Raw genomic sequence first — 26,304 nt, forward strand, 5'->3', positions numbered from 1 at the left:
AGGTGCTCAGACGGTCGGCGACCTCGTGCGGCTCTCCCAGTATTGGCTGTCGATCTGTAGGGCGCGTACTCCGGCATTCAACTGTCCGACGATGTCCGGGTCCTGGGCAGGGCCGATGAAGTGATCCGCCATCGTGGCCATCGCGTTGTGCGACGTGAGGTGGGCTACCTCGTCGTATCGCATGTCGCAGAGATGGGAGCTGCCTTGGCAGATGCGCGGGGCCGACTGAGGGATCGTCTGCGCGGCCAGCGCAACGCTGACCGTCACCGCGGCCGCCACTGCGGCCGGCAATGCCTGGCGGCGGGGCGCCGTGAAGGAGGGGAAGGCAGGTCGAGTCTGTCGGGCCCAGCTCACAGTGACGAGCACGGCTCCCGCGGCCACCAGAAGCGTGGCGACCGAGGCGCCAGTACCGAGCAGCCGCTCGAAAGCCGTGGTCTGAATGGCGTTGACGAGGTGGGCCGCTGCCGGTGGCCAGGACGATGGCGTGTCCAGCGAGCCGCTCATCATGACGCCGGCGAGGGGCGCCGCCAACGCGGTCAACAGGCCGGTCGTGGCGAGTGCCCAGCCCAGTGGCATCAATCGGCGGGCGGTGCCTGGAGGGCCGGAAGACCACACGATCGCCAGAGCGGCGAGGCCGACTGCGGCGGCGAGTGGCACCACCACTCCCTGCATGAGCCGGGTACCGAGTTGTATGCGGTCAAGCGGTGCCAGGGCGTCTTCCGGCATCCCGAGATCGGTGGTGATGATCCACGTGTTCCCGTCGGCGTTCCGCAGCACGGCCGCGGCTGCGGCGCGCGTGCGCTCGGAGACGGCGGCCGGGGCGACGGCGGCCAGGGCCGAGGCCACATCTCCGCTTGCCAAAGCGGACTGGACCTCGGGTTCGAGCGCCCGCCTGTCGGCCTTGGGCACCAAGCCCAGGAGCACCGAGGTGGCACGCTCCGCCTGGTCGGGCGAGAGCGCCAAAGTGGGCAGCCCGTCCGGTCGCTCGCCTTCTACCAACTGAGCCGCCGTCTCCGCCAGGCGGTCGGTGAATGCCTGGAAGTCGGGCTCGGACCGCTGCTGTATCGAGGCGACGGCGTCACCGAGATAGGTCTGGGCGAGCCTGCCGACGTTCTCCGCGAGCGGCTGGACGTCCACTGTCAGACGCAAGGTGTCCCGATCGCCTTCGAGGTAGGCGATCACCTCGGTGATCTGCTGGTTCGCCATGGCCCGCAGCGTCTCCGGGGGAGCACCGTCTTCAGGTTGGATGTCACCGCCGACTCCGGCACGGGCAAGCGGGCCAGCAGGTCACGGGTGAGGGCCGAGCTCTGCGGAGCGACCAGCACTTCGTCGTACAGACGTTCGTAGGCCCGTTCCTCCTCGAGGACCTTGCCGTAGAAGCCGGCATTGAGCACGGTGCTCCGCATGATGGCGGCAAAAGCCAGGACGGCCAAGCAGAGAACCGCCACCGTCCAGGCCGCCGGATGCAGCCACCGCGCGCCGCGCAACGGCCCTCGCATCCCCCCATCGTGGATCACGCTCCGCGAGGTCGGCAACCGGCAGCCCGCAGGCGTCGCCCCGGCCCCATTTGTCCAGGCGGCTTCGGTGTGACGTCTTCTGATCGTCCGGGTCGAAAGGGCCTTGATCAGTCGTCGAACAGGCAGGTCGCGGGCCCGTTCACGGTTGACTCGCCGGTCCGACACGGTATGGCCAGCAGCAGCGGATGCCGCCGTCTTTAGCGCGCCCGGCCCCGGGTACTCGCTGAGTCCCGCTGCTGCAGTGCTTCGTGGGAGCGAAAAGGAAAGCAGGAGGGTGCATGTCTGATGCCGTCCCGGTACAGGACCGGCCCGTCATCGTCGGCGTCGACGACGGCCCGGACCAAGAGGAGCTCGTACGCTTCGCGGCATGGCAGGCGGCCTTCCGGACAGGTCGACTCCACGTCGCCCATGCCATCCGTTTCCCGCTGCCGGGCGGCTCTGCGACGGACAGCCGGGAGAAGGACGCGGCGGTCCAGGTGGGGGCACGGCTCGTGGAGCGATATGAAGACCTCGCGCGTTCCGAGTTCCCCGGCCTGACCGTGGCGGGCGAGCTTCCTGTGGGGCACGCCGCAGCCGTACTGATCGAGCGTTCTGCGGATGCCGACGTGCTCGTGATCGGCCACCGGGGCAGCGGTGGGTTCCCGCGGCTGCCGCTCGGCTCGGTCAGCTGGGAGGTCGCCACGCATGCGGACTGCCCAGTGAATGTGATCCGCCCAGGAGACACCAGTGGCCCCCCGGGCAACCGTGTAGTGGTCGGAGTGGACCCTGCCGATGGTGTGCTGAAGCCCCTGGATTTCGCGTATCGGGAAGCTGACCTGCTGGGCGCGCACCTGGCGGTGGTCTACAGTGCCGAGCCTATGGCGGTGGGGCCCTACCGGCCCGATGGGAATGGTGCCTTCGGATTTCGAGGTGTTGGAGCAAGGGCCGCGGTTCTTCCTCGAAAAGGAGTTGGCCGAGCGGCGTGCGCAGTACCCGTCGGTGCGGGCGGATCTGCGTATGGAACGCATGAGGCCGGCGGCGATTCTCGCGGAAGCCGCCCGCAACGCTGCCCTGCTGGTGGTGGGATCTCGTGGCCGATCGGGGCTGAAGAGGCTGCTTCTCGGGTCGGTCAGCGCCGAGGTACCGCACACAGCCGAGTGCCCTGTGGCCGTCGTCCCCGGGCGAGATGGCGACTGGACACTCCGTAAGCCACTCATCACGTTCGGCCGGAAGGCGAAGCTGCATGGGTCAGGGCAACAGTGGGGTGAGGCATGTGCAAGAACGCGATCGCTACCTTCCGATAGCGGAGCATGGGTTGCTCGGGGACGGTCGTGGGTCAGCCCTGGTGGGGCGGGATGGCGCTGTCGGGTTCATGTGCGTGCCTCGCTTCGACTCCCCGCCCCTTTTTTGTGGACTGCTGGACACCGACCGCGGCGGGCGATTCCTGATTGCCCCGCAGGACCTGCGCGCCAGCCGCCAGTGGTACATCGACGACACCGCTCTGCTCGTCACGCAGATGGCGAGCACCACAGGGACGATTGAGGTCACCGACGCGTTCCTGCTTCGGCCGGATTCCCTTCTGGAAGAAGACACACCTGCCGGGGCGGGAGCCTTGGCGCGACACGTGCGTGTGGTTGCAGGCAGCGTCGACCTGCGCGTACTCCTTCGACCGCGCGGTGATGCCCGCACCGAGCAGCGTGACGACGGCTGGCACCTCATGTGCCCCGGGCAGGGGCTCTCTCTCCACCTTGCATCATCGCGCCCCCTGCCCGCCCTCGACTGCACTGCGCCCATGCACGCGGGGGAGGAGCTGGCACTGACCCTGAGCTGGGACGAACCTCTTCGGTCCTCGGACGAGGCTGTCAGCAGAGCGCTGGAGGACACCGCCCGTGCATGGCGGCGCTGGTCGGCCCAGGTGATACGCGACGTCCCCCAGGCCGACCTCGTGCGACGCTCAGCGATCACGCTGAAATTGCTGGACCACATCGAAAACGGCGCCATGGTCGCGGCCCCCACCTCGTCCCTGCCCGAGCTCGTCGGGGGCTCAAGGAACTGGGACTACCGCTATACCTGGATACGAGACGCCGCCTACGCCGTCTTCGCCCTGCGGCGTATCGGACTGCCCATGGAAGCCGGCGGCTTCCTGCACTGGGCACTCGCCACCGCCCCATGGAGCGACCGGCCACGGGTTCTTTACGACGTCGACGGCCGCCCGCCTCAGCCGGAGACAGCCGACAAGGAATTGGAGGGCTACCGCAAGTCGGCTCCAGTGCGCTGGGGAAACGCCGCCGCCGACCAGATCCAGCATGACGTGTACGGGGAGATACTTGACTGCGCCTTCCAGTGGGCGGCAACAGGCGGTCGGCTCGACGACAGCCTGTGGAAGCGCCTTACGGTGCTGGTGGAACAAGCCCGTCGAGCCTGGAGCACCCCCGATCGCGGCATCTGGGAGGTACGCACCCCAGGCCGCCCGTACACCTATTCGGCCGCGATGTGCCAGGTCGCCCTGGACCGGGCCGCCCGGCTCGCCCACCGGCTGAACCTGCCCGGTGACCCTGTTGCCTGGGCCAAGGAAGCACAGCGGCTGACCGACCACATCCTGCGAGAAGCATGGGACGAGGACACCGGCGCACTCACCGAGCACCTGGGCACCGGCGGCGGTCTGGACGCCTCACTACTGGCTCTGCCGCTACGACGCGTCGTACCCGCGGATCACCCCCGCATGGTCGCCACCACGGACGCGATAGCAAGTCGGCTCGACGCCGGCGGGGGCCTTCTTTACCGTTACCTTCCCCAGCAGTCACCGGACGGACTGGATCAGCCCGAGGGCGCTTTCGTCCTGTGCAGCTTCTGGCTCGTGGACAACCTGGCAGGACAGGGCCGCATCGACGAAGCCGCAGACCTCTTCGAACGGCTCTGCTCATACACCAGCCCTTTGGGTCTCCTCCCCGAGCAGATGGATCCCGGGACAGGAGCGTTCCTGGGCAACTTTCCCCAGGCTCTCAGCCACGTCGGGCTCATATCCAGCGCCGTCGTGCTCGGCAGGGTTCAGCGTGGGATCCAGCCGGAACTGTCCACCCAAGCATGGTTCTCCTGACACGCCCCCGCCTCATGAGAGGGACGAGATTGGCGATGTGGCTGGGGCGGGGAGGGAATCAGGGGTGGCGCGCTCGGGCGCTGTCACGTTGGCTGACGGGGTGAGATGATCTTCTTCGTGATCGTGGTGGAGGGGGATGGTCCTTGGCGAGCACGTCGCCGTCGTACAAGGGGCACCGCTACCCGGTCGAGGTGATCTCCCACTGTGTGTGGCTGTACTTCCGTTTCCCGCTGTCATTCCGTGAGGTGGAGGAGCTGATGCTCCAGCGCGGCGTGATCGTCTCCTATGAGACGGTCCGGCGGTGGTGCCGGAAGTTCGGGCAAGCCTACGCCGACGGACTGCGTCGCCGCCGACCCCAGCCCGGGGACAAATGGCATCTGGACGAGGTGTTCATCAAGGTCAACGGGGAGCGGAAGTACCTGTGGCGGGCCGTCGACCAGGACGGCAACGTGCTCGACATTCTCGTGCAGAACCGCCGGGACAAGGCCGCGGCCCGGCGCTTCCTGCGCCGTCTGATGAAGAAGACGAGCGCAGTGCCGAGGGTGATCGTCACGGACAAGCTCCGCTCCTACGACGCCGCCCACCGCGAGGTCATGCCCTCGGTCGAGCACCGTTCCCATAAGGGCCTGAACAACCGGGCCGAGAACAGCCATCAGCCCACCCGGCAGCGTGAACGCGCGATGAAGGGCTTCCGCAGTACCGGTGGAGCCCAGCAGTTTCTCTCCGCGTTCAGCGGTATCTCGCCCCATTTCCTGCCCCGCCGCCATCTGATGACCGCCTACGAATATCGAGCAGAGATGGCCGTCCGCTTCGTGATCTGGAGCCAGATCACTGGTGCTGCCGGCCGGCCCACTCCGGCCTGAACATAGGCCTGGACCGCAAGCCCACCGCGCCCCGACGCACCGTCAGACGCTTACACACCCAACAACGTGACAGCGCCGTCCCGCCGCGTGTTGGTGCACTTCTCTTCTGCCGAGGGCTGGCTGGGCCGAGAGCGAGGGCCTGGCCGCGGCGGTGCCGTTCACGGTGGCCATCGGCAAGCGGATGGTGCAGGGCCGTCTGGTGGAGACCCGGCACAACCGGGCCCGGCTGCGGCGGCCGAAGCCGCACGTGAAGGTGCAGTACCTGGAGTCCGACTTCGCCGATCTGTTCCGCTACGGTCTGGCCGGACTGAGCCCCGGATGGGCTGGAGGACGCGTCCGCAGAATGCAGCACCAGCTCGCCCTCTCCGCGCTGGCAGCCCAGGACGACGAGTTCCAGCGGCTCCGGCGCCAGCTGAACCCGGCCCTTCTCCCCGAACAGCATCAGGGGAACGACGTCTTCGATGTCGTTCCCCTGCGTCGGCCGTGAGCTTCGTTCACCCGCCGGAGCGGACCTCAACTGGCCACCCAACCGAGACACTCCTGCCACGGCCTACGTCGTCACTCAGACCGCAGTCCATCGGCACTGACGGCCCTAACGCCCTTGATCTTCCGGGTGATGGCTACGGCCGTGGCCTTCTGGGCGTCCGTGAACACCGTGGTGCTGGAGAGGCTGACCACACCCTGGTGCGTCTCGACCTTGATGTCCGAACCGGGGATGCCTTGTTCGGTCACCAAGTCGGCCTTCACCTTGGTCGTGATCCAGGTGTCGCTGACGTCTGTCATCTCTGTCACGGCTTACTCCTCGTCGCACAGACGAACCTTTACGGCAAGTGATCATGTCACAGCATTCAGTCACTAGGCCGTCTGAATCCATGATCCTCTCAGAGGCGCAGTGAACAGTCCCCCGCCTCTCCTTCGGCACGCGCAGCGTCTGCCTGTGCGACACAACGCAGGGCGACCACGCCCTCTGCAGCGATAACCCATGCTCCGCACCGCACCGGTGCGCCCGCCGTCGGCCGACCCTTTATCCGGGTGCGGCCGGGCGCGCGACCCCCTTGTCCGGCTCCGCTACACCCCCTTGTCCGGCTCTGCTACCGCGACGTTTCTCCTAATCCAGGGTGTAGGCGGTTCGGTCTGGTCCCCACAAGGGGCCGACAGGCGGCCTTTCAACGGACGGCGGAACGCCTTCGGCCCTCTTGGTCCTGGAGACCCGCTCCGAGACTGGTGCCGCTGTCCGCCCCGGTGGTTCCGTGGCGGTGACGTGGGCGTCGGGCAACGCCTGTTGCCAGCCTGGCCCCAGAGGCCTTCGCATAGAGCGGCGAGACCCGGCGCCTTCGCCATCGCCACGGAACCCGCCACCGTCCGTGCCTCGCGGTGATGACGCGGGCACCGGGCTGATGCCTCCGTTTCCCCGGGCCCTTCGAGGCCTCTGTCAAGAGCGGCACAGCCCGGTGTCTCCGTGACCACCGCGAAACTCACGGCGACCGGCCGGACGTTGACTGTCACGGCGCGAGCCCGCTCCAGGGTCGACCTCTTGCTTCCATCCACGAGCCCGTGAGCTCTGCGAAAGACCGAGCCCCTGGGGTGCGCTGGTGTCGTGAACGGCTACTGAGATGGCGGACCTGTGAGTCCTGGGATTAGGGCGCCGCGTGACCCGCATGTGCTCGTGACCTGCACAAACGATCGGATCCAGGAGGACAGCTTGAACGTGTTCTGCGGCATCGACTGGGCGGAGCGCCACCATGACGTCGCCTTCGTCGACGACACCGGCACCCAGCTCGCCAAAGCCCGTATCAGCGACGACGCAGCCGGCTACCACAAGCTCCTGGACCTCCTGGCCGAACACGGCGACAGCCCAGAGAACCCGATACCCATCGCCATCGAGACCAGCCACGGCCTGCTCGTCGCCGTCCTGCGCACCGGCAGCCGCGAGGTCTTCGCGATCAACCCGCTGGCCGCCTCCCGCTACCGGGACCGCCACGGCGTCAGCCGCAAGAAGTCCGACCCCGGCGACGCCCTCGTCCTGGCGAACATCCTGCGCACCGACCGGCACGCGCACCGGCCGCTGCCCGCCGACAGCGAACTCGCCCAGGCCATCGCGGTACTGGCGCGCGCTCAGCAGGACGCGGTCTGGAGCCGCCAGCAGGTCGCCAACCAGGTCCGCTCCCTCCTGCGCGAGTAATCCCCGCCGCCCTGCACGCCTTCCAGGGCAAGGAAGGCGGCCTGACCAGGGCAGACGCCCGAGTGATCCTCACTCTGGCCCCGACCCCGGCGAAGGCTGCCCGGCTGACCCTCGCCCAGCTCCGGGCCGCCCTCAAACGCAGCGGACGCACCCGGTCCTTCGACACCGAGGCCGAACGCCTGCGCAGCGTCTTCCGTGCCGAGTACGCCCACCACCTCCCAGCCGTCGAGAACGCCTTCGGCCAGCAACTGCTGGCCCTGCTCAAGCAGCTGGACGCCACCTGCCAGGCCGCAGACGACCTCGCCACGGCCACCGAAGCTGCCTTCCATCAGCACGCCGACAGCGAGATCCTGCTCAGTTTCCCCGGCCTCGGTCCCCAGCTCGCAGCCCGCGTCCTCGCCGAGATCGGCGACGATCGGACCCGCTTCGCCGACGCCAGAGCACTTAAGTCCTACGCCGGCTCCGCCCCCATCACCCGCGCCTCCGGCAAGAAACGCTTCGTCGGCCGCCGCTTCGTCAAGAACAACCGGCTCATGCACGCCAGCTTCCTCTGGGCCTTCTCAGCCCTCCAGGCCTCACCCGGCGCCAACACCCACTACCGGCGCCGACGCGAGCACGGAGACTGGCACAACGCCGCCCAGCGCCACCTGCTCAACCGCTTCCTCGGCCAGCTCCACCACTGCCTCCAGACCCAGCAGCCGTTCGACGAACAACGTGCCTTCGCGCCACTCCCTTCAGCACCAGCATGATTCAGCCCAAGATGATCGGGTTACTGAGTGCTGCCATGCGGCCTTCCACATCGCGGACTTCAGTGCGAATGAAAACCGACTCCTGAGTGCTGGTGCGCCACGTCACAGTGCCCGATCCTGCGCCGGGCAATGACTGGCCGTACACCTTTCCCTGCTCGGTGTGGAAGCTGACGGTGCCGCGGGGGACGCCCTGTACGTCAACCCGCACCTCGGCAGGCTCATCGCCGATCTTCAACCACTCACCGATCCCAGCACTGTGATCACCGGCAGAGACAGTGAAGGACAGCTCGATGGTGTCCGATGCGGCGATCCAGCTCTGGCCAGCGCGGATACCGGCGAGGACTGCGTCGACACTCAGCTCGTCAGCCAGCACGACGGTGTGCGGGCGGCCGATCTGGCCAGCCAGGTGGGTGTCACTGTTCCCTACCGCGGGCCGCCACCGGCCCTGGTGGATGTCCGCAGCCAGACTGCGTCCCCATTCGGCCAGGGCGGCCTCGTTGTCCGCCTGCCATGGCACATCCGAACTCCACTGCCCGTTCCACACTTCGACCACGTCGAAGCCCTGATACGGGTACATGAACGTGCCCGAGGCATACGGAGCATGCGGATGAGCCGCCGCACAAAGCCCGCCGACTCGGTGGACGTCGTCCAGGTACTGGTCGACCGCGTCATCCCTGACGCCATAGCGCCAGTCGAGCACCTGACCTGGGCGAATTCCCAGCGCGAGCCAGTGCCCGGTCCGCGTGGCGACCTCCTGGCCCAGGATCACCAGCAGATCGTTGCCGACATGCCGACTCCAGGCACCGTGCGTCTCGGCAGTGTTGTGCTCGGTGGTCGCGAGAAAATCGAGCCCCGCCGCACGAGCACCTGCCACCAGCTGCGCCGGCGTCAGCTCACCGCCGTTCGAGCACACCGAATGCACATGGCAGTCGCCCCGGTACCAGCCACGCCCCTGACCGGCCACCTGCGTGGGCGGGAACCGAGACACAGGGAGATCTCTTCCCACAGCGTCACCCATAGCCATTCCAGCAGCCTAGTTCTCCCGGTGGACACCCTGGCGACGACTGCCGAGAGGGCAGCTTGACTTCTTGGCCCCCTGAGATGTCTTGGCAGCTCCCGCCACAGCCGCCGAAAGGGTCACGGACAAGGGGGTGTGTGATATAGGCACCCGGCCGGGTTCCGGTGCGCACCAGGTGCGGTGCACGGTGAGGCTGGTGCGCGAGTGCGGTGCGGACGATGCGCACCATGAGCCGCACCGGTGCGCACCACCAGCCCGTGATGCGCGCAAAGGATGCACCCGGTGCGCACGGTGCGGCGCACCACCTGGGAGTGGCGCGCACCCGATGCGCGCGGCGCGGCGCACGGTGCGCATGGTGTGCCGCGCCGCCCGGCGGTGGGGCACATCATGCGCGCACCACCGCCGTCCCGGATGCGCTCTACGCGGTGGTCCGGCGCACCGGGTGCGCTTCCATCGCCTGCTCCATCCCGACGGCCTCCAACTGGCGGAGCACGTCGGCGACGTCGCCGTGCTCCTCGGTGAGGATGTTCTCGGTGAAGCGGACGATGGTCTGGGCGATGCCCGGCGGGAAAGCCAGGCAGGCGCCGTCGCCGTGGCACAGGACCTCCAGGAGCAGTCGCCCGAGCGCCGCTGCCAGGAAGGAGTGCGCACACGGCTCCTCATCACGGTCGTCCACGGCGGTGATCGGGATGAAGATGCGCGCGGCTACGTCCAGGAGCAGCCGGCGCATCTCTATGCCCGTGTCCTCGATGACTGCGCAGGCGGTGTCGATGTCCCCGGCCTGCATCGCCCGGATGTAGGCGAAGGCGCTGGCGATGTCGTCCGGTGCCATCGGAGCGAGCGGCGTGGTGACGGTGTTCTCGGGCATGACAGCTCCTCAGGTACGGGCCGCCCCGCTGATCGCGGCGACCTTGGAACCGATGCTCTGATCGCGGCCCTGTGGACAGAGTCCGCGCACCGTCGGTGAGCGCCACCTTGTGGCTGTCGCGCCGCGCTTCTCCTTGACCTGGTCCGCTACGTGCGACATACCGCCCATTTTGATGGGGGAGAAATCTCCGTCCCGGCACGCTGCGCGAGGGCCGGGGAAAAGCCGCTCCCAGATCCGCAACGGCATGGCACACGGCCAGACCACGCACGCGGTGATGCCCCCGGCCATGGCGGTGCCGATGGTGACCACCTCGTTCACGATCGTCACCGAGCTCTGTACCGCGCCCGCCTGATGATCACGGCTGGGTAAAGGCGTCCGATGGAATGTCACACGAGCATGATCATCCGGACCTTTATGAGGTGACAGCGGATCTCTGTCGGGAGAGCCGCGCACCTGATGAGGAGCTCCACCGTGACGTACACCAGCAGCGCCCGGCAGCCCGAACCGGAGCCGCGCCCCACCTCGACAAGGGGTGCTGAGCACCCGTTGGGCGGCGCGGGAAGCAGTGCCGCGTCCAGTGCCGCGAACGATTCCAACGTCGTTCCCATCACTGCAGCTCACACCGCCCGCCAGGGTCTCCACCGGCACGCTGACACCTCTCTCCCTTCCCCTGGAGAGTCAGCGAAGGGGAAGTCCACTCCCACGGCCGTGAAGGTTCGGGCTGACGCGCTGCGGATGCTGGGGTGCGTGCGGATAGCCACGGTGCAGCAGATGGCTCAGGTGATCACGGCAGAGGACAAGGAGGGCCGGTCGTACGTGCGCAGGGCGATGTCGAAACTGGCGGAGCTCGGATTGGCGGAGACGAACGGCAAGGACGGCAAGCACCCGATCTGGAACCTGACTCCGGCGGGGCAGAAGGCTCTGGCCGACGGCAACGAGCTGCCGTCCCGCCCGAAGGCCGGCACCGGAGCGAAGGCCGTTCGCGCCGGGTTCGGCCCGCACGGCGTCGCGGTGACCGACACGATCCTCGCCTGCGGCAGCCGGCGCTCCCTGACCGATTGGCAAGTGGAGGTGAACCACGCCATCAAGGAGATCGGCCTGAGCTTCAACACCGACGCAGTCCTCGCCCAGCCCACCGCGACCAGCGAGGTCCGCCTCTTCGAGCTCGACAACGGCACCATGTCCCAGGCCCGCCTCGCACGTGAGGTCTGGGACTACGAGCGCTACGCCGGGCACCGCGTCTGGGAGGGAGCCCGCGGCACCATCGGCCGCACGTTCCCGTTCTGGCAGCGCCACCGCTACACCCGCTCCGAACGCTTCCCGCGGCTGCATGTCGTCCTGGCGGGTAAGGAGGAGCATCTGCTCGACAACCGCCGCCAGGCGCTCACCGCCGACGTGAAGGGCATCGCCATCGCGGTGTGGGTGAACACCTTGCCCCGGCTGCAGCGCGGCGAGCCCTGGTACGAGATCGGCGTCGACGACCCGGACCGGCGCCGCGAGCGCTACCCGGAGCCGGTAGGCCGCTGAGGGGGCGGAGCAGGCCCGCCAGAGACGACGACGCTCCCTCACCCAGCAGCCGTGGGGGAGCGTCGTCCTGCGGCCTTTTCAGCCGAAGCCTGACGGCGGCGCGGGCCCGGCCCGGTTGGCCCGGAGTCCCCACCACAGCCGGCCCGGGGGCCGATAGGGTTTCCAACGCCGCAGACCCTGGTTTTGTCGACGGGATCCGACACCACCTGTCGCTCAGGGGCGAGAACGCCTTGTTTCGCCGGAGGGCGATGTCTGTGAGTTCTGGCAACGCGTGGGAGGTTGCGGTGGGAGCTGGGACGTGCTCTGCGGGATGAGGCTGCGATGGCGCCACCGAAGTCCAAGGTCGACTTGTACGCGGCGGCAACCGTCGCTCTGGCCAGCTCGCCTTCCAACAGCCAACGGTCACTGATCTGCGACGTCACGGTGCTGGCCGACCCCACTGTCCAGTTCGACAGCGAGGCGTCGCAGACCGCCGCTTGACAACGCAGCGACATGGTCCAGCCATGCATTACGCCTGTCAGTGCCGGCAGCCCCTGGGGCCTTGGGAGCGGTTTCGTGCCGTGTCCGCTCCTCCGACTCAAACTCCTCGAACTTCAGCAACATATCGACCGCGAGCGGCGCGACGTCGGGCCGTTGCAGGAGGTTGCTGGCATACGGCACGAGCTCGGGCCGCTTGGCGAGGAACCGCTCGACCGCGATGCGACGATCCTCGGGGAGCTCCGGAAACTGGCCGCAAACGGTTCGGTTCGAGGCCGACTCCAGACCATCCGCGCTCATCTCGTGCTCCTCCCCAACCTGTTCTGATCCGGCAGACTGACCTTGCATTACACCGTTAGCCGCGTGCACTGCGGGCCAGCCAGGGCGTCAGGTTGAAGTCCAGGATCAGCTCCTTGTATGTCTCATCGCCGGGCAGCGGCACGATGAGCCACTGGCCGGGGGGGAACAGCCGGCCCTTCGTAGAGGCGAGTCCGCCGTAGACGGACCCGAGGAACGCAGGAACGGAGTCGCGGGGGACGTCATGGAACTCCACACCGTCGACGGTGATCTTCGCGTCATCCTCGGGGAAGAACTGGACACTCACCGACGGCGATCCCCCCAGCTCCACGAACGCCTCGTGCGGCAGCGAGCCGTCGGAGTCGAGCACCGTGAAGAGTTCGGCTGACGTACGGCGCGACGTCTGGTCCGCGCCGATGCCGTCGGTGACCGACATTGACAATGCGAATTCCTTCGCGATCTCGCGTATCGCGACGACAGCGGCCTCGGTGGTCGGCAGGTGCGCTTTCTCCATGACTTGATCGTGCCCGACGAAGAAGACGGGCACGACCGGGTTTTCGGACCGGCTCCGACCCCGACCACCGCAGATGGCTACCGGCAACCGCTCATCCAAGAGCCATCAGAAATGCCCTATTACTGGCTGGTGACGGCGCAGACGACATAGATGCGGCCATGGGTGCGGGCGTGAGAATGGTCGCGGCCAGCGCGATGCTCAGTGCCCGGAACCGCAAGAGAGCGCGGCCGTCATGGGATACGAGTAGCGGACGGATCGGGCACATCGGCATCACCTCGCCGCGCCTGGCGAGCCCTTCACCCACCCGCTGCAGCCCCGCCACCCCCAGGCGGACCTGTCCCTGTGACTAGTAGTGCGTCGCTGCTTAGTTGTGGCGTGTCTGGTTGGGAGGCTGGTGTCTGGTGGGTTCCTCCTTCCCTTTTGCCGGACAGGACTGTCGTCATGGGTTCACAGAAGAAGCGGCCGGTCAGGTTGACACCGCAGGATCGTGAGGAGTTGGTCCGGGTGACCACCACGGGTGTTCGTGGGGCCTCGATGATCATGCGTGCGCGTGTACTGCTAGCACTGGACACCTCGGTGGGAGACGTGGATCCCAAGGCGGTGATCGCGGCCCGGCTCGGCGTCTCCGGTGAGACGTTACGGCTGGTCGCCAAGCGTTTCGCCGAGACCGGTGGCGATGTGCACGCCACGATCGCGCGGAAGAAGCGCGACCTCCCACCGGTGCCCTCGCCGGTGACCGGCGAGGTCGAAGCCCGGCTGATCGCGATGGCGTGCTCACAGCCACCCCAGGGCCATACCCGGTGGTCGCTGCGGCTGCTGGAGAAACATGTCGCGCTGGCCGAGGACATCCCCGATCTGGACCACTCCACCATCGGGCGGGTCTTAAAAAAACGGAACTGCGCCCTCACCTGAGAAAGTGCTGGACCATCCCACCCCGGGCGAACGCGGAGTTCGCGGCCCGGATGGAAGACGTGCTGGCCGTCTATGCCCGGCCCTACGACCCGGCACGTCCGGTGGTGTGCATGGACGAGAAGCCCTACCAGCTCCTCGGCGATGCCCGCGACCCACTCCCGGCCCGCCCTGGTCACGACGCCCGCCAGGACAGCGAGTACATCCGCTGCGGCACGTCCTCGATCTTCGTGTGGGTCGAACCCCTGCGCGGGTGGCGTCGCGTTCAGGCACTGTCCCGGCGGACCCGGATCGACTGGGCCGGCCAGGTCAAACAGTTACTGAGCGTGGACTACCCCGACGCCGAGACCGTGGTGCTGGTGATGGACAACCTCAACACCCACAACATCGCCTCGTTGTACGAGGCGTTCGAACCCGAAGAGGCATTCGCCCTGGCCCAACGCCTCGAGATCCACCACACGCCCAAGCACGGGTCATGGCTCAACATCGCCGAGATCGAACTCTCCGCACTGACCCGGCAATGCCTCGACCGCCGGATCAGCGACCTCGACACCCTCAACACCGAACTCTCAGCCTGGCAGAACGCCACCAACACCGACCAGCGTCAGGTGAACTGGCAGTTCACCACCCACGACGCACGCATCAAACTGCGCCACCTCTATCCCAAAAACTAGCCGCGACAGTCTACTAGGCCGAGCCCGGGGCAGCCTACTTCCAGCCGTCGTGCGCGCCGAAAGCGTTGCTAGTTCTCATCGACATTTCCGAGCCCTGTGATCGCTAAGTGCTGCCCAAAACGGTCGACAAACGTTGCTCGCTCCCACCTACAGAACCACAGACCCCGTGGGCGATTCGCGAGGCCGCGCAGCTGCACCACCAGGCGACCTGTGACTCGGCTGTTCTGAAGGAGATTCTGGTGACCGAGGTCCCCCAAGAGGAACGCTGCCCGTACTTCGCGTGCACCGCGTGCGGGCTGATCGGGGAGCCGGATTCCGCGGACTACGCCCTCACCGGCGACCGAGGACACGTCGACTGGACCCGGCCGGTGACCGTGGGCTGCGGCTTCTGCCGTACACACACCCAGATCACCGACAGCGACATCCTGGACCGCGACACCGAGCATGCCTGCTCCCGCTGCGGAACCCGCACCGCCTGCCCGGCAGACGCCGATCGGGTCATCTGCTGGGGGTGCGGCATCAACGAACCCGGAGCCGCTTCTGTCGGGGCCCGCGCCACCTACCGGCAGGACGTTGAGCGCGGCGCCGATCAGTGGGCCACCGCCCGCGTCCGCGTCGCCAAAGAGGACGCACGCGCCCGTGGGGCACTGCCCGGCTGGGCCTCGTAGCCCTCACCCGGCCCGAAAAATCTGCCTCAATGTCAGTGGCGGCGGCCACACTTGATCCATGACGCTCGATCGTGCCGACGCGGCACCACCGCTGCTGATCCCCTCCGGATCCGCGATCAACCCGATGGCGCTGGACCGGCCGATGCTGCTGCCCATCCTCGACGCCAACGCCCTCCTGGTCGAAGCCTGCGCGCTGGCCAAGAACAACGGCCGGCGCAACAGCGTCACCACGCTGGCCGCGACCGGCCGTGCCACCCCGTACATTGCCGCGCACGTTCCTGGTGAGGTCGACGAACACCTCGCCAGGGTGGCCGCCCACTTCGAGGTGCCGGAACGCCAGGCGCGTCACGTGCTCAACCGGCAGATCCTGCCCGCCCTCCGGGTGGTCGACCTGGAGATCCGCGATCACCTGTCGGAGCGGTCGCTGTCAGCTGGCCACGACGTCGCGTAGTTCCCGTACGGCACGCTCGCGATGGTGCTGCGCGGGGATCGCTTCGTACAGGTCCAGGGCGCGGCGGCGGACCAGGCCGGTGCGGTAGCCGTCCGGCAGCCCGGTGAGCGCGTCGACCGTACGACGGCACGCCTGCTCGGTGTCGCCGTCGTGATGGGAGCACGCCGCCGCGTCGATGTTCAGCAGGGTGCGCGTCATGGTGCTGGTCGGTGCGGACAGCTCCAGGGCGCGCTGCTGGCTCTCGTTCGCGCGGCGGGTGTCCCCGAGGGTGGTGAAGGCGTGGCTGAGGTGGACGTGGTGCTTCTGCTCGCCGTACGTCAGCCAGGTGTCCGACCGCTCGGACTCGGGGAGTCGGCCCATGAGGGCGTCGGCGGCCTCGAGCGCGGCGCGGGCCTGCTCGCTCTGGTGGTTGAGGGCGTAGGCGCGGGCGGCGACGGCGGCCGCGAGCACCGCGGCGGCGGTCGGCCGGGTTCCGGCAGCGTGCCGGGCCTGGTCGGCGAGCCCGGCGGCGGCTTTCGGGGCGCCGTAGTTGAGCGGCACCATCGCCTCCCGGGCCAGCACCCACGCGTGTAGCTGGTCGTCGCCGGATTCGGCGGCGGCCCGGGCGGCGGTGGCGAACCATGAGCGGCTTTCGCGGCGGCTGCCCAGGTCGTGTAAGACGATCGCCGTCATCCCGGCCATCTGCCCGGCCGTCCGGCACAGCCGCGCCCGGACCGGTGCGGGCTGCGGGACGGCGAGCAGAGGGCGCAGGGCCGTGAAGTCGGTGACCAGGTCGGCCAGGACGCGGGTGGGTGCCTGGCCGTGGTAGCCGTACCCGTAGCTCTCGGCTGCGGCCTCGAGGTCGGCCAGGTCCTGGGGAGTGTCGGGGGAGAGGGTCTGGTCGACGTCGGTCCGGGCGGCGGTGAGTGCGGCGAGGGCCGGAGCGGTGAGGCCGGCGGCCAGCGCGCCACGCAGCAGGTTGCGGCGCTTCATCGGATCGTCTCCATGGTCGGGCTCCGTGCTGAGAACGGCGGTGTCCTCCCAGGGTTGCGCAGCGAGCCCCAGTAGGGCACCGGGAATGCGCAGTCCGCCGGCGATTCGCTCGACAGTCGTGAGGGCGGTGACAGCTGTGGTGCCCCGGGCGATCTGGCTGACCCGCTCGGCTTTGAGCGCGCACGCTTCGGCGATCCGGTTGAAGGAGATCCCCACGTCGTGGGCCATGGCGAACACCGTGGTGAAGTCCCGCTCACGCAGCGCCCGGACGAACGCGGGGTCGGCCAGAAGACGGTGCGGCACTTGGGCGGGTGACGGCGGTAAGTCGTCCACAAGTCCCCCAGAACTCTCGTGGAATGACAGTGCGTCAGCCCAACGACCATACCCACCGTGGGGGCCCCATCACGGGGTTATCGCCCGCGTGGTTCGCGGCTGTACTGACGGTGTTCGAGGCCGCGGCTATCCAGGCCCGGCCACCAGCCCCGCAGGAGGATTCCATGCAGAGTCCCGCCACGCCCCCGCCCGCCACGTCCGGGCCGTCGACCGGCGGCCTGGTCCGCTCCCGCCGGGCGATCGTCGCCGCCCGGGGCCGCAACGCCATCCCCTCGGACGGCGGCGGCACCGGCAAGAGCGACGGCAACGACTGACGGACCGGGAGCCCTGACGCGATGACGCACACGTCCATCGCGGCGTGCCTGGGCGAGGACTTCCTCGCCCAGGCACTGCACCGCGAACACCGCCACGTACCCGGCGCCCTCGATGTCGCCGGGATTATGACCTGGGACGACCTCAACCAGATCCTGGCCGCACACCGCCTGGAACCGCCGCGCATGCGGCTGTCCCGCGACGGCGAGACGCTGCTGGTCGGCGGGTACACCACGCCGGTTGCCACGCGCCGCCACACCGTGTGGCACCGCCTCCACCCGGCCGAACTGCACGCCCGCCTCCAGGAGGGCGCCTCGCTCGCCCTCGACAGCGTCGACGAACTCCACCCGCCGATCGCCCGGCTCGCCGAAGCGATCGAGCGTCGTCTGCGCACCCGCGTGCAGGCGAACCTCTACGCCTCCTGGAGCGCCACCGAGGGCTTCGGGGTCCACTGGGACGACCACGACACCGTCATCGTCCAGCTGGACGGCGCGAAGCGGTGGCGGATCTACGGCGCCACCCGCCCGTACCCGCTGTACCGCGACATCGAGGACCCGGGCGAGGCACCCACCGAGCCGGTCGCCGACCTGGTCCTGTGGCCGGGCGACGTGCTGTACGTGCCGCGTGGCGTGTGGCATGCGGTCTCCGCCGACCAGGGCACCCGTTCCCTGCACGTCACCTGCGGCCTGCAGACCCATACGGCGACGGACCTGATGGCGTGGGTGTCCGAGCAGCTGCTCGGACACGAGGACTGGCGGCGCGATCTGCCGCTGCTCGCCGCGCCGGACGTCCAGGCCGACGCCGTGGACGGGATGCGCAAGCGGCTCGCCGAACTGCTGGACGACCCGACGCTGCTCGCCCGCTACCGGGCCGCGATGGACGGGCAGGCCGTCGGCCGGATGGTGCCGAGCCTGCCGTACATCGACGGCGTTCCCGTCGACGGTGGTCTGCGGGTGCGGCTGACGACCGCCCGCGCGGTGCTGGAGGTCGGCGAGGGCGCGGTGACGCTGTCCGCCGCCGGGAGCACGTTCGAGTTCGCGCCTGCGGCGGAGGCGGTGCTGCGCCCGCTGGTCGACGGCCGCACCGTGGACCTGGCGGCGCTCGCCGACGAGGCCGGCCTCGCCCTGGAGGACGTCGTCGGGCTGGTCCAGGAGCTCGTTGCCGGGCAGGCCGCGACGGTGGGGAGCCTTCTGTGACAGCGGAGCTCGCTCTGGGCACCTACCGGTGCCGGGCGATCCCGGAGGCGGCCGTCCGTGCGGCCGCCTCCGGCGCGCAGTGGATCGACACCGCCCCCAACTACGCCACCGGCCGCGCCCAGGAGTTGTTGGCTCCGGCCCTGGCCGCCCGTCCGTCCCTGCGGATCGCGACGAAGGCCGGCTACTTCACCGCGGCCACCGGTGCCGACGCCGTGAACGACGGTGTCCTGACCGAGGACCAGGCCGTTGCCGGGCACAGCCTCGCCCCGCAGTACGTGCGCTGGCAGATGGGCCGCAACCGCGCCCAGCTCGGGCGGGAGCGGCTGGACCTGGTCCTGCTGCACAACCCCGAGCGCGCCCACCCCGGCGACCGCCCCGCTCTGCACCGCGCGATCCGGGACGCCTTCGCCGTCCTGGAGGAAGCCGCGGCGGCCGGGCACGTGGCCGGGTACGGCATCGCCACGTGGGCGGGCCTGGAAGAGGAAGCGTTCACGGTGGAGGAACTCCTCGCCCTGGCCGGTGAAGTCGCCGGGGGACAGCAGTACCACCACCTGGTCGCGGTCCAGATGCCGGTCAGCCTGGTGATGATGACGCCGATCGTCCAGGCCCTGCACGGCCGGGGCCCGCTCCCGGCCGCCGCCGGCGCGGGCCTGCGGGTGATGGCCTCCGCTCCGCTGCACGGCGGCGAACTGCCCGGCATGGTCGACCAGGAGCTAGCCGACCTCATCCGGCCGGGCCTGACCCCCGCACAGGCGTGCGTCCTCAGCGTCGCGTCATGCCCAGGAGTGACAGACGTCCTTCTGGCCGCCTCCGGTGCGCCACACTGGAGCCAGGCGGCCGACGCCGTTGCTCAACCCTCCCTGACCGCCGCCAAGTTGCGGGAGATCACTGGTGTACTCGCCTCCCCCTGACCCGGACACCGAACAGCGCATGCGCGCCCACCACGCCCGCGCCGCGAAGGCCCTGGACGTGCAGACCGAGCCGGGCTCGGAGTTCTGGGGTTGGGCCGGGCGCACCCTGGGAGCCCCGGCCCGCACTGCCGCCGGCGCCCCGGCGTGGCTGCGCCTGGTGTCCGCGCCGGAGGACAAGGCGTCGGGGAAGTTGTGGGACGGCGCCCTCGACGCACAGCACGCCTTCGGAGACCTGGACGGGCACCGGCCCGCACTCCTGGGCGTGCACGACGCCTTCGACGACACCACCGCCTACCGGGCGGAGCTGTCGGCCCGCGTCGGCCAGCCGGTCCTGTCCGACGACCCGATCCTCCGCCACGGCCTCCAGCTGCCGGACTCCTGGTGGCAGGACCTCACCGGGGCGCTGGAGAAGGTGTCGGCGGTCGCCACCGAGCGCGTCGCCGTACGGCAGCAGTACATGGACCGCGCCATCCCCCAGTTCCTCGGGATCCCGGCCCCGGCCGTGACCCGCTGGACCTCCGCCCACGCTGACCTGCACTGGGCGAACGTCACCGCGCCGCTGAAGGTGTTGGACTGGGAGGGCTGGGGGCAAGCCCCAGAGGGGTTCGACGGCGCCACGCTCTACGCCTACACGCTGCTCCAGCCCGACGCCGCCGCCCGCGTCCGCGATGCCTTCCCCGTGCTCGGCAGCCCGGCCGGCCTCGCCGCCGAAGCGACCGTGTGCGCCCAGCTGCTCCAGACCGTGGCCCGCGGCGACAACCTGGTCCTCGAGGATCGGCTCCGTAACTGGGCTGAGGAACTCCGCCACCGCTGACCGAGCTCCCCGGTGCCCTCACGCGGCCGTGGCTTCCCCTCCCGGATGCGAGGGGTGCCACGGCCGCCGACGCTGGAACCATGAGGGCCACCGCTACCTGGTCGGGCACCATCTCCTTCGGGATAGTCGCGATTCCTGTCCAGCTCTACGCGGCTACCGAAGAGCACACCGTGCGGCTCCATGAGATCCACACCGCCGACGGCAGCCGTGTCCAGCACCGCCGCTTCTGTACGGCGGAGGGGCGGGAGATCAGCTATTCCGAGGTCGGGAGGGGCGTCGCCCTTCCGGACGGCCGCATGCTGCCGCTCTCCGAGGACGACCTCGCCCGCCTGCCGCTGCCGACCAAGTGCACGATCACGGTCGTGGGGTTCATCGACCCGAAGGGCGTGATCCCGATCAGCTACGACCGGCCGTACTACGTCGCTCCCGCAGCGCCGCTCGCAGAGCGCCCGTACGCGCTCCTTGTGGAGGTCCTCTCCCGGACCGGGCTCGTGGCGATGGCCAAGGTCGCGATCCGCAGCCGCGAACGCAAGGCGGTACTCCGGCCGTACCGCGGACTGCTGCTGTTGCAGACCCTGCGCTGGAGCGATGAGATCCGCGACCCCGGCGACCTCGCCCACCTGGTCCCCGCCGTCCCGCTCAGCGACCGTGAGCGACGGCTCGCCGAAGTGCTGGTGCAGGAGATGATCGGCGTCGACGACAGCGTGGACCACGACGGGTACGCCCACGCCCTGGAGCAGCTGGTCGACGCCGTCGCCTCGGGAGACGAGCCGGCCGAACCGCCTCCTCAGCCCGAGCCTGCCGTCGATCTCATGACCGCGCTGCAGCAGAGCGTCGATGAGGCACGAGCCGCCCGGCACCCCACGAAGCGACCCTCCAAGGCCGACCGGCAGGGGAAGTGATCAGCCCGCCCACCCGATGTCACGGACCTCGATCGCTCCGGCGTGCGGCAGGTACTGGATCCAGCACCGCCGTCCGAACGCCTCCCGGATCTCCTCCACCGAGCCGACGTCGCGCACATCGGGCCAGGCCCGCGGATCCATCCGCGCGACCTCCACCAGCGCCATCACCTCCCGCCGGGCCCGGTCGTCCGGCAGCTGCGCCATGACCTCCACCGCGAGCTCCTCCACCACCACGCCGTACCGCATCCCGCACACCCCCGTGTGATCGACTCGGGCAGCAGCGTAGGAGGGAACCGCTGATCGCGTTTGGGCCTGTGGATAACCCGGATCAGAGTCGGGAGCGCGGCGGGGCCTACTGCGCGCTGCGACGCTTTCCGGGGCGGGGAGACTTCGCGGCAGCCGACTGCGCGCGGGGAGGGAACCCGGAGGTCGCTGACTTGCCAGACGGCTTCTTTGCAGCTGAGGACTGTATCCGCGAAGCTGCCTTCGACGTCATCGGCGTCGGCGCCCGACCGCCTTCCCTCGCCTTGCCCATGGTGACCACCTCTCTGTTCATGGTCCCGCGCAGGGCTGGTGCCCGCACGTGGTCACCGTCGTGATCAACGGCCCCGGAGCGCGGCCAGGACGGCGTCGACGTGGGGCTGGAGGAATGCCTGAGCCCGCTGTTCGGCCTGGGCATGCTCTTCGTCGGTCAGGGCCCGCCGTACGCACAGTTCAGTGATCTCGACTTCGTACGTGCGGTAGTCGTCCTCGGGCCGGGACAGCGGGACGGGGTACAGGTGCCAGCCGTACAAGGTCGCCCGCCACAGCTGCCGGTCGCCTTCGGCGAGGCTGCCGTAGTGCTCGATGAACATCGCCACGACGTCCGCGGTGAAGTACATCGACGGCCTGTCGCCCGCCGTGCATCCCAGGCAGTCGTCCTTGCCCGTGCACACCACCAGGCGCCGGTCATAGCGCGGCGGCCGGAAGCGGGGATGGGCACGCTGCTGCGTGTAGGTGCTGCCGACGGGCCGACGATGGACTTCGACGTGGCCGCTGGCCTCAAGGCGGCGCACCGCTCGCCGTACGGCGGCACGCTGGGCGTCGGTCGGCTGCTCGACTCCGTAGACGACGCGGGCGAGGCCGGTGACCGAGGCGGCCAGCGGGGTCCCGTCGACGGCACTGAGGCCGCCGGGCTCGCTGCGCACGTACGCCAGCACGGCCCGCTGCACTCGCCCGAGTCCTCTTGACACGCCTCCAGTGTCCCGCTGCGCCCGGGTCTGGGATACGAGCGCTTACGGCCCGCCGGGATGATCGGAGTGAAGGCGCTGGGCATCTGAGCAACGAACGCTTACGCCCCGGGCGGCTTCAGTGGACGGAAGACCAGTTGGTGACCGAGAAGGGGATCGCCGGGCAGGTCCGGGGCCGCTGCAACTGGTGCGGGCCGCAGTCGAAGACACCCGAGTTCGTCCAGAGGAAGAACTGGTACGGGTTAGCGGGGAGTCCGCGCACCGCGAAGCGTCCCGAACCATTCTTGATTTCCTGCTGGTGCACCCCCAAGGAATCCCTGTACTCGGCTTCCAGCAGGAAGTCGCAATCCTGCACTCCGGACGAAAAGCTCGCACGCAGCCCCCCGGGCTCGGCGCCGTTGCCGAGATCGATCTTCTTGTGCGAGAAGTACGGCTTGCCGAAGTAGTCGTCGGTGCTGAGGGAGTACGGCGTCTTCGGCTCGGAGAGATTGAAATGGATTCCGTCGTAGGCGCCCCCGCCCTCGGGGCGGACCAGGATGACCGTCTTCGCGGTGGCGGGACCGCATCTCAGGTCCTCGGCCCTCATGCCGGTGACCGCCAGGCTCGCCGATCTGTCGCTGAAGAGATCGATGAGCCACGAAGACGAGTATCCGTCGGACTTGTCCCAGCCCGGGTCCTCAAGACCGTGGCCACCGTGGGTCGCGGCTAGTTCTTTCACCTCCTCGAAGTTGGGGCCGTCGTCGGCGCCGGATTCCAGGAAGGCGGCGGCCTCGGTACGGGTCAGCGGGCGATCCAGTACATAGGCCACGTAGAGCGGGTCCGCGTCCACGCGTGTGGACGCCGTGAAAGCCGGACCCTCACGGTCTAGGTTCTCCTCGACCTGCTTCGAGTGGCGTGTCGTCGGCTCGGTCGCGAAGTAGTCGAGAGCGGCCGGGACGAGCCAGGCGAGAAGACCAACGACGGCGCCGCTCGCCAGAGTCCACAGGACTCTCCGTCGTCTCTGTCCCGGCGGGCTCTCCAGCATGCCCGGCACGAGAGCCTCGGCGATCAGCTCGCGCCGACGTGGCCCGGGCGGACTCAGGTCAGGTGCTGCGGCCGAGGAGGCGGAAGTCGTCGCGCTCCGTGCCGACGTCGGTGGAGTGGCCGCCGGGGCCGGGGCGATGCCCGTGCTCTGCGGGGCTGATACGGGACCGGAAGACGGTGCGGCCCCGGTAGGCGGTGTGGAGTGCGTGTTGCCCGTGGCGGAGGAGGGCGCTGCTGACGGCTCCGTACTGTGCATGGCGGCCTCGCGGGGAATCGGCCGATGGGAAGTGGCCCTCATGATGCCCGCTGACCGGGCTGATTCTCAACGGCCCTTCGCGTACGCCAGGTTCCGCGAAACTCTCCGTCCCGCCTCGCTCGACCCACTGCCGCGCCCCGCCCGCCTCCCCCGTCCATACAGGTCCCGCCGTGCCGTCGTGAAGCGGCGCAAAGCGTCGGGGAGCGGGGGGTGATGCCGACGCTGGGTGTGAGTGGGCGTGTTGGTGGCATTGAGTGGGTGTCAGCCGCCGTGGTGGTCGGCAGCGTGGTCGCCCCGCCCAGCCCCGACCACGGCTGGTCAGAGCACCGCTGACTCCCGGCAGAGACCGGGACGCGGCTGGTTGCCTCTCGTATGGCCCCTCTGGGTGTCCTTCTTGGTGCCTCTCGTAGTGCCCCCCCGTAGTGCCCCTCGTGTTCCTTCGACGGGTCGGCTGTTGGCGTTCGGACGCGCGGCTGACCAGGGCGACAGGGGCGGATACGCGCTGTTCCGGTGGCCGACTACTTCGCTACGCAGGGGCTGTGGGCGCAGTACAGACCCGTGCCGTCGTCTGCGGCGGCCCTGCGTCAGGTCTGGCGATGACCGGACGCCGTCCAGCGGACTCGCTGGCCGGGGTCGTGGACGGGGCGCCACACGGGTGCGGAGGGGCCGTGCTGGAGCAGGTCGGTCAGCGGCGTTACGAGCACGGGGACGTCGTACGGGAAGCGGGCCAGCAGTCCGGCCCCGGCGCGCAGGGCGCTGATCCGGTTCTCGACACCGGCCGGTCCGGTGCCGTCCAGGACGAACAGGACGCGCGGGAAGAGCGGGTAGCGCCGCCGCCACTCCTCCACCGCCGGTTCCTGGAGGGTCGGCCGGCGCCCCGGGACCACGGGCACGTAGCGGTAGAGGCGCTCGTACGCGGTCAGCTTGGCGGCCAGGCGCTCGGGGCCCATGGTGGCCCGGTCGACTTCCACGAACGCCCGCAGCATCGACCCGTTGTCCCCGTCGGCGGGACCGCGCCGGTAGTACAGGAGCGCGTCGGGGATGACGGCCTCGCCGCTCCCGATCGGATGGTGGATCTCGGGGATCCAGTCCAGCGGCTCGCACACATCGCCTCGGCGGCGGGCGTCCTCGAGGAAGACGAGCGCGGTCTCGGTCACGGTCAGCGTGTGGCCGGCCTTCAGCCGAACGGCGGTCGGATCGGACACGGTCCGGGAGGGCCGCCGCCCGCGCAGCTCGGGCCACTCCGAGGCGAGCTGCACGCCGTACGAGGTCGGGAACCACACCCGGGTCCGTCCGGCCTGCGGCAGGGTGATGCGGTCGACCAGCCCCTCCACGTACAGCCGGGCCAGCCGCCGCCGGGTCTGCTCGATACGCACCTCCGGGGCGATTACCCGGTGTATCTGGTCAGCAGTGGCCATTCGGTACTGCGCCAGCATGGCCAACGCCATCCGGTCCCCGCTGCCCGCGTCCACGCCGATCATCACGGATCCGCTCGCTTCCCGCCCGGTGCGGCACCGGCCTGTCCGGCACCGCGCGTACCGGCCACAGCAGCAGCCGGCCCCGACCAGAACCCCGACCACGAAGGCCCGACCACGGTCACGAAGCGACAACACCGCCGTGGACCAGGCCCACATCCCCGCCGACAACCCGTCCGACAACCGTCCGCACGCTCTGCCGGGACCGTCCGTGAACGTGCAGGTCACCAAGCTTGTCCGGCCGTGGTCGGGAGGCCGACATCCCCTCTACGCCCCCGAGTCCACGCCCCACAGCAGGAAGAACAAGAGAAGTGGGTGGGTGGGACAGGCCCGGGCGGCGGGCGAGGGATCGGGCGCCGCCGATGTTCCTCGCGCGCGACGGCGGGGCCGCGCGCGATGCCGGATGGGAGGGAGCCGCCGGACGGCGGGAGAACTCGCCGGTGATCCCGATGCTGTCCTTTCGCGGCTGAGCCCGACTAAGGGGTGAGGCGGGAGAGCCCCGCCGGATGGAGGTACCGCTGTGATCGTCCGACTCGTGGGCGGCCCGCTCGGTGGCCGTGAGCTGTTGACAACACCGGGCCCGTGGGCCGGGGACTGGCTCACCGCCGGTGGCGCAGACTGGGGCCTGTACGTTCCCGTGCACCGCGACTCCGTGACCGTCGTCGTCCTGGCGGAGATCCGCGCCACCGCACCGCGCCGCCGCGAGACGTCGGCCGGCGCCGCGAGCCGACGGGCACCGGCTAGTGTCCACCGCATGGCACACACCAACTGGGCAGTTGAGTACCCGGTCGACCCGTCGGCTTCACCTACTCCTGTCGGAGCCAAGATCGTCGGAAGTCTCCAGGCCGCCCTCATCGACGCCCCTCTCGATGAGTGGGCGTACGAAGTGGACGGCAAACCGGTCGCGGACCATCAGGAGTTCCAGAAGCGTCTCGACGCGGCGGCCAGCATCCGCGAGGGCGAGTTCGCCGCGCGCGCCAACGGCATCCTCGTGCGGTCCATCTGACAGGACATCCCGCCTGTACGACAGCAGCGGCCCCAGGCTACGAAGCCTGGGGCCGCTGCGCGCATGTCGTCCCCTGTTCGCTGAT

28 protein-coding genes and 3 pseudogenes are annotated in these 26,304 nt (G+C 69.3%); 17 read left to right on the forward strand and 14 right to left on the reverse strand.

The genetic code is table 11. The features are described 5' to 3' along the window. Positions 1-6: 6 nt before the first annotated feature. Together E4N62_RS49125 and E4N62_RS49130 are read right to left on the reverse strand one after the other, a co-directional pair. A complete protein-coding gene (locus tag E4N62_RS49125; protein ID WP_308186331.1) occupies positions 7-1,206 on the reverse strand; it encodes a hypothetical protein in 1,200 nt (399 codons plus the stop codon). Next, a complete protein-coding gene (locus tag E4N62_RS49130; protein ID WP_308186333.1) occupies positions 1,179-1,499 on the reverse strand; it encodes a hypothetical protein in 321 nt (106 codons plus the stop codon). Before E4N62_RS49130 ends, E4N62_RS49125 begins: the two co-directional genes overlap by 28 nt. Positions 1,500-1,795: 296 nt before the next feature. On the opposite strand from E4N62_RS49130, the pseudogene E4N62_RS49990 reads away from it, so the two are divergent. The 5 genes and pseudogenes from E4N62_RS49990 to E4N62_RS44630 form a co-directional block, all read left to right on the forward strand. Further along, positions 1,796-1,927, forward strand: a pseudogene (locus E4N62_RS49990) (universal stress protein); the annotation flags it as partial. Positions 1,928-2,405: 478 nt separating this feature from the next. Further along, positions 2,406-2,615, forward strand: a pseudogene (locus tag E4N62_RS49995) (universal stress protein); the annotation flags it as partial. A gap of 124 nt (positions 2,616-2,739) precedes the next feature. Beyond that, a complete protein-coding gene (locus E4N62_RS44620) occupies positions 2,740-4,593 on the forward strand; it encodes a glycoside hydrolase family 15 protein (RefSeq protein WP_230223994.1) in 1,854 nt (617 codons plus the stop codon). A gap of 143 nt (positions 4,594-4,736) precedes the next feature. Continuing rightward, the gene (locus tag E4N62_RS44625; RefSeq protein ID WP_230223996.1) at positions 4,737-5,456 is read left to right on the forward strand and encodes an IS6 family transposase; all 720 of its coding nucleotides are present in this window, start codon (positions 4,737-4,739) and stop codon (positions 5,454-5,456) included. Between the two features lie 151 nt (positions 5,457-5,607). Beyond that, positions 5,608-5,943, forward strand: coding sequence for a hypothetical protein (locus E4N62_RS44630; protein ID WP_230223998.1), 336 nt, complete (start codon positions 5,608-5,610; stop codon positions 5,941-5,943). Positions 5,944-6,014: 71 nt separating this feature from the next. Here the strand turns inward: E4N62_RS44630 and E4N62_RS44635 are convergent, their stop codons facing one another. Next, positions 6,015-6,239, reverse strand: coding sequence for a BON domain-containing protein (locus E4N62_RS44635; protein ID WP_230224227.1), 225 nt, complete (start codon positions 6,237-6,239; stop codon positions 6,015-6,017). A gap of 904 nt (positions 6,240-7,143) precedes the next feature. Here E4N62_RS44635 and E4N62_RS44640 point away from each other — a divergent pair. Further along, positions 7,144-8,387: pseudogene (locus E4N62_RS44640) on the forward strand (IS110 family transposase). A 1-nt stretch (position 8,388) separates the two neighbouring features. On the opposite strand, the gene E4N62_RS44645 reads toward E4N62_RS44640, so the two are convergent. The 4 genes from E4N62_RS44645 to E4N62_RS44660 all read right to left on the reverse strand — a co-directional run bounded on the left by E4N62_RS44645 (position 8,389) and on the right by E4N62_RS44660 (position 10,881). After that, positions 8,389-9,351, reverse strand: coding sequence for a CehA/McbA family metallohydrolase (locus tag E4N62_RS44645; RefSeq protein WP_230223999.1), 963 nt, complete (start codon positions 9,349-9,351; stop codon positions 8,389-8,391). Positions 9,352-9,823: 472 nt separating this feature from the next. Next, complete coding sequence (locus tag E4N62_RS44650) at positions 9,824-10,273, reverse strand: hypothetical protein (RefSeq protein WP_230224001.1); 450 nt, start codon at positions 10,271-10,273, stop codon at positions 9,824-9,826. A 9-nt stretch (positions 10,274-10,282) separates the two neighbouring features. Continuing rightward, a complete protein-coding gene (locus tag E4N62_RS44655) occupies positions 10,283-10,432 on the reverse strand; it encodes a hypothetical protein (RefSeq protein ID WP_230224003.1) in 150 nt (49 codons plus the stop codon). 227 nt (positions 10,433-10,659) lie between these two features. Continuing rightward, entirely contained in the window at positions 10,660-10,881 is a 222-nt protein-coding gene (locus E4N62_RS44660; RefSeq protein ID WP_230224005.1) for a hypothetical protein, read from the reverse strand. Between the two features lie 127 nt (positions 10,882-11,008). Between E4N62_RS44660 and E4N62_RS44665 the strand changes: the two genes are divergently transcribed. Beyond that, a complete protein-coding gene (locus E4N62_RS44665) occupies positions 11,009-11,800 on the forward strand; it encodes a replication-relaxation family protein (RefSeq protein ID WP_268270541.1) in 792 nt (263 codons plus the stop codon). Between the two features lie 402 nt (positions 11,801-12,202). Here the strand turns inward: E4N62_RS44665 and E4N62_RS44670 are convergent, their stop codons facing one another. Together E4N62_RS44670 and E4N62_RS44675 are read right to left on the reverse strand one after the other, a co-directional pair. Then, positions 12,203-12,577 (reverse strand): hypothetical protein, encoded by a 375-nt coding sequence (locus E4N62_RS44670; RefSeq protein ID WP_230224009.1) that lies wholly within the window; start codon positions 12,575-12,577, stop codon positions 12,203-12,205. 55 nt (positions 12,578-12,632) lie between these two features. Then, positions 12,633-13,088, reverse strand: a complete 456-nt coding sequence (locus E4N62_RS44675; protein ID WP_230224010.1) for a hypothetical protein — start codon at positions 13,086-13,088, stop codon at positions 12,633-12,635. A 441-nt stretch (positions 13,089-13,529) separates the two neighbouring features. Between E4N62_RS44675 and E4N62_RS44680 the strand changes: the two genes are divergently transcribed. The 4 genes from E4N62_RS44680 to E4N62_RS44695 all read left to right on the forward strand — a co-directional run bounded on the left by E4N62_RS44680 (position 13,530) and on the right by E4N62_RS44695 (position 15,790). Then, positions 13,530-14,000 carry a helix-turn-helix domain-containing protein gene (locus E4N62_RS44680; RefSeq protein WP_230211441.1) on the forward strand — a complete coding sequence of 157 codons (471 nt, stop codon included), beginning with the start codon at positions 13,530-13,532 and terminating at the stop codon, positions 13,998-14,000. Then, positions 13,889-14,671: an IS630 family transposase gene (locus E4N62_RS44685; RefSeq protein ID WP_230213530.1), complete on the forward strand. Its 783-nt coding sequence runs from the start codon at positions 13,889-13,891 to the stop codon at positions 14,669-14,671. Before E4N62_RS44680 ends, E4N62_RS44685 begins: the two co-directional genes overlap by 112 nt. Before the next feature lie 239 nt (positions 14,672-14,910). Next, the gene (locus E4N62_RS44690; RefSeq protein ID WP_230224011.1) at positions 14,911-15,339 is read left to right on the forward strand and encodes a hypothetical protein; all 429 of its coding nucleotides are present in this window, start codon (positions 14,911-14,913) and stop codon (positions 15,337-15,339) included. A 58-nt stretch (positions 15,340-15,397) separates the two neighbouring features. Continuing rightward, a complete protein-coding gene (locus E4N62_RS44695) occupies positions 15,398-15,790 on the forward strand; it encodes a hypothetical protein (RefSeq protein WP_230224012.1) in 393 nt (130 codons plus the stop codon). On the opposite strand, the gene E4N62_RS44700 is transcribed toward E4N62_RS44695, so the two are convergent. After that, on the reverse strand, positions 15,767-17,065 hold the full coding sequence (locus E4N62_RS44700; protein ID WP_230224013.1) for a hypothetical protein: 1,299 nt from the start codon (positions 17,063-17,065) through the stop codon (positions 15,767-15,769). The genes E4N62_RS44695 and E4N62_RS44700 overlap by 24 nt on opposite strands. A gap of 194 nt (positions 17,066-17,259) precedes the next feature. On the opposite strand from E4N62_RS44700, the gene E4N62_RS44705 reads away from it, so the two are divergent. From E4N62_RS44705 to E4N62_RS44725, 5 genes are all read left to right on the forward strand, one after another. Then, on the forward strand, positions 17,260-17,409 hold the full coding sequence (locus E4N62_RS44705) for a hypothetical protein (protein ID WP_167358666.1): 150 nt from the start codon (positions 17,260-17,262) through the stop codon (positions 17,407-17,409). A gap of 21 nt (positions 17,410-17,430) precedes the next feature. Then, positions 17,431-18,603 carry a cupin domain-containing protein gene (locus E4N62_RS44710; RefSeq protein ID WP_230224014.1) on the forward strand — a complete coding sequence of 391 codons (1,173 nt, stop codon included), beginning with the start codon at positions 17,431-17,433 and terminating at the stop codon, positions 18,601-18,603. Further along, entirely contained in the window at positions 18,600-19,514 is a 915-nt protein-coding gene (locus E4N62_RS44715; protein ID WP_230224015.1) for an aldo/keto reductase, read from the forward strand. The genes E4N62_RS44710 and E4N62_RS44715 overlap by 4 nt, the downstream gene beginning before the upstream one ends. Then, on the forward strand, positions 19,495-20,328 hold the full coding sequence (locus E4N62_RS44720) for a hypothetical protein (protein WP_230224017.1): 834 nt from the start codon (positions 19,495-19,497) through the stop codon (positions 20,326-20,328). Before E4N62_RS44715 ends, E4N62_RS44720 begins: the two co-directional genes overlap by 20 nt. An 80-nt stretch (positions 20,329-20,408) precedes the next feature. Further along, on the forward strand, positions 20,409-21,230 hold the full coding sequence (locus E4N62_RS44725) for a Ku protein (RefSeq protein ID WP_230224019.1): 822 nt from the start codon (positions 20,409-20,411) through the stop codon (positions 21,228-21,230). Here the strand turns inward: E4N62_RS44725 and E4N62_RS44730 are convergent, their stop codons facing one another. From E4N62_RS44730 to E4N62_RS44745, 4 genes are all read right to left on the reverse strand, one after another. Then, the gene (locus E4N62_RS44730; protein WP_230224020.1) at positions 21,231-21,476 is read right to left on the reverse strand and encodes a hypothetical protein; all 246 of its coding nucleotides are present in this window, start codon (positions 21,474-21,476) and stop codon (positions 21,231-21,233) included. A 353-nt stretch (positions 21,477-21,829) separates the two neighbouring features. Beyond that, a complete protein-coding gene (locus E4N62_RS44735) occupies positions 21,830-22,462 on the reverse strand; it encodes a hypothetical protein (RefSeq protein WP_230224022.1) in 633 nt (210 codons plus the stop codon). Positions 22,463-22,577: 115 nt separating this feature from the next. Further along, positions 22,578-23,483 (reverse strand): hypothetical protein, encoded by a 906-nt coding sequence (locus tag E4N62_RS44740; protein ID WP_230224024.1) that lies wholly within the window; start codon positions 23,481-23,483, stop codon positions 22,578-22,580. Between the two features lie 839 nt (positions 23,484-24,322). Continuing rightward, entirely contained in the window at positions 24,323-25,219 is an 897-nt protein-coding gene (locus E4N62_RS44745) for a replication-relaxation family protein (RefSeq protein ID WP_230224026.1), read from the reverse strand. Positions 25,220-25,733: 514 nt separating this feature from the next. On the opposite strand from E4N62_RS44745, the gene E4N62_RS44750 reads away from it, so the two are divergent. Continuing rightward, positions 25,734-26,219, forward strand: coding sequence for a hypothetical protein (locus tag E4N62_RS44750; protein ID WP_230224028.1), 486 nt, complete (start codon positions 25,734-25,736; stop codon positions 26,217-26,219). Positions 26,220-26,304 lie beyond the last annotated feature (85 nt).

Origin of the sequence: Streptomyces sp. MNU76 (assembly GCF_020982545.1) — a bacterium.
GTDB lineage: Bacteria > Actinomycetota > Actinomycetes > Streptomycetales > Streptomycetaceae > Streptomyces.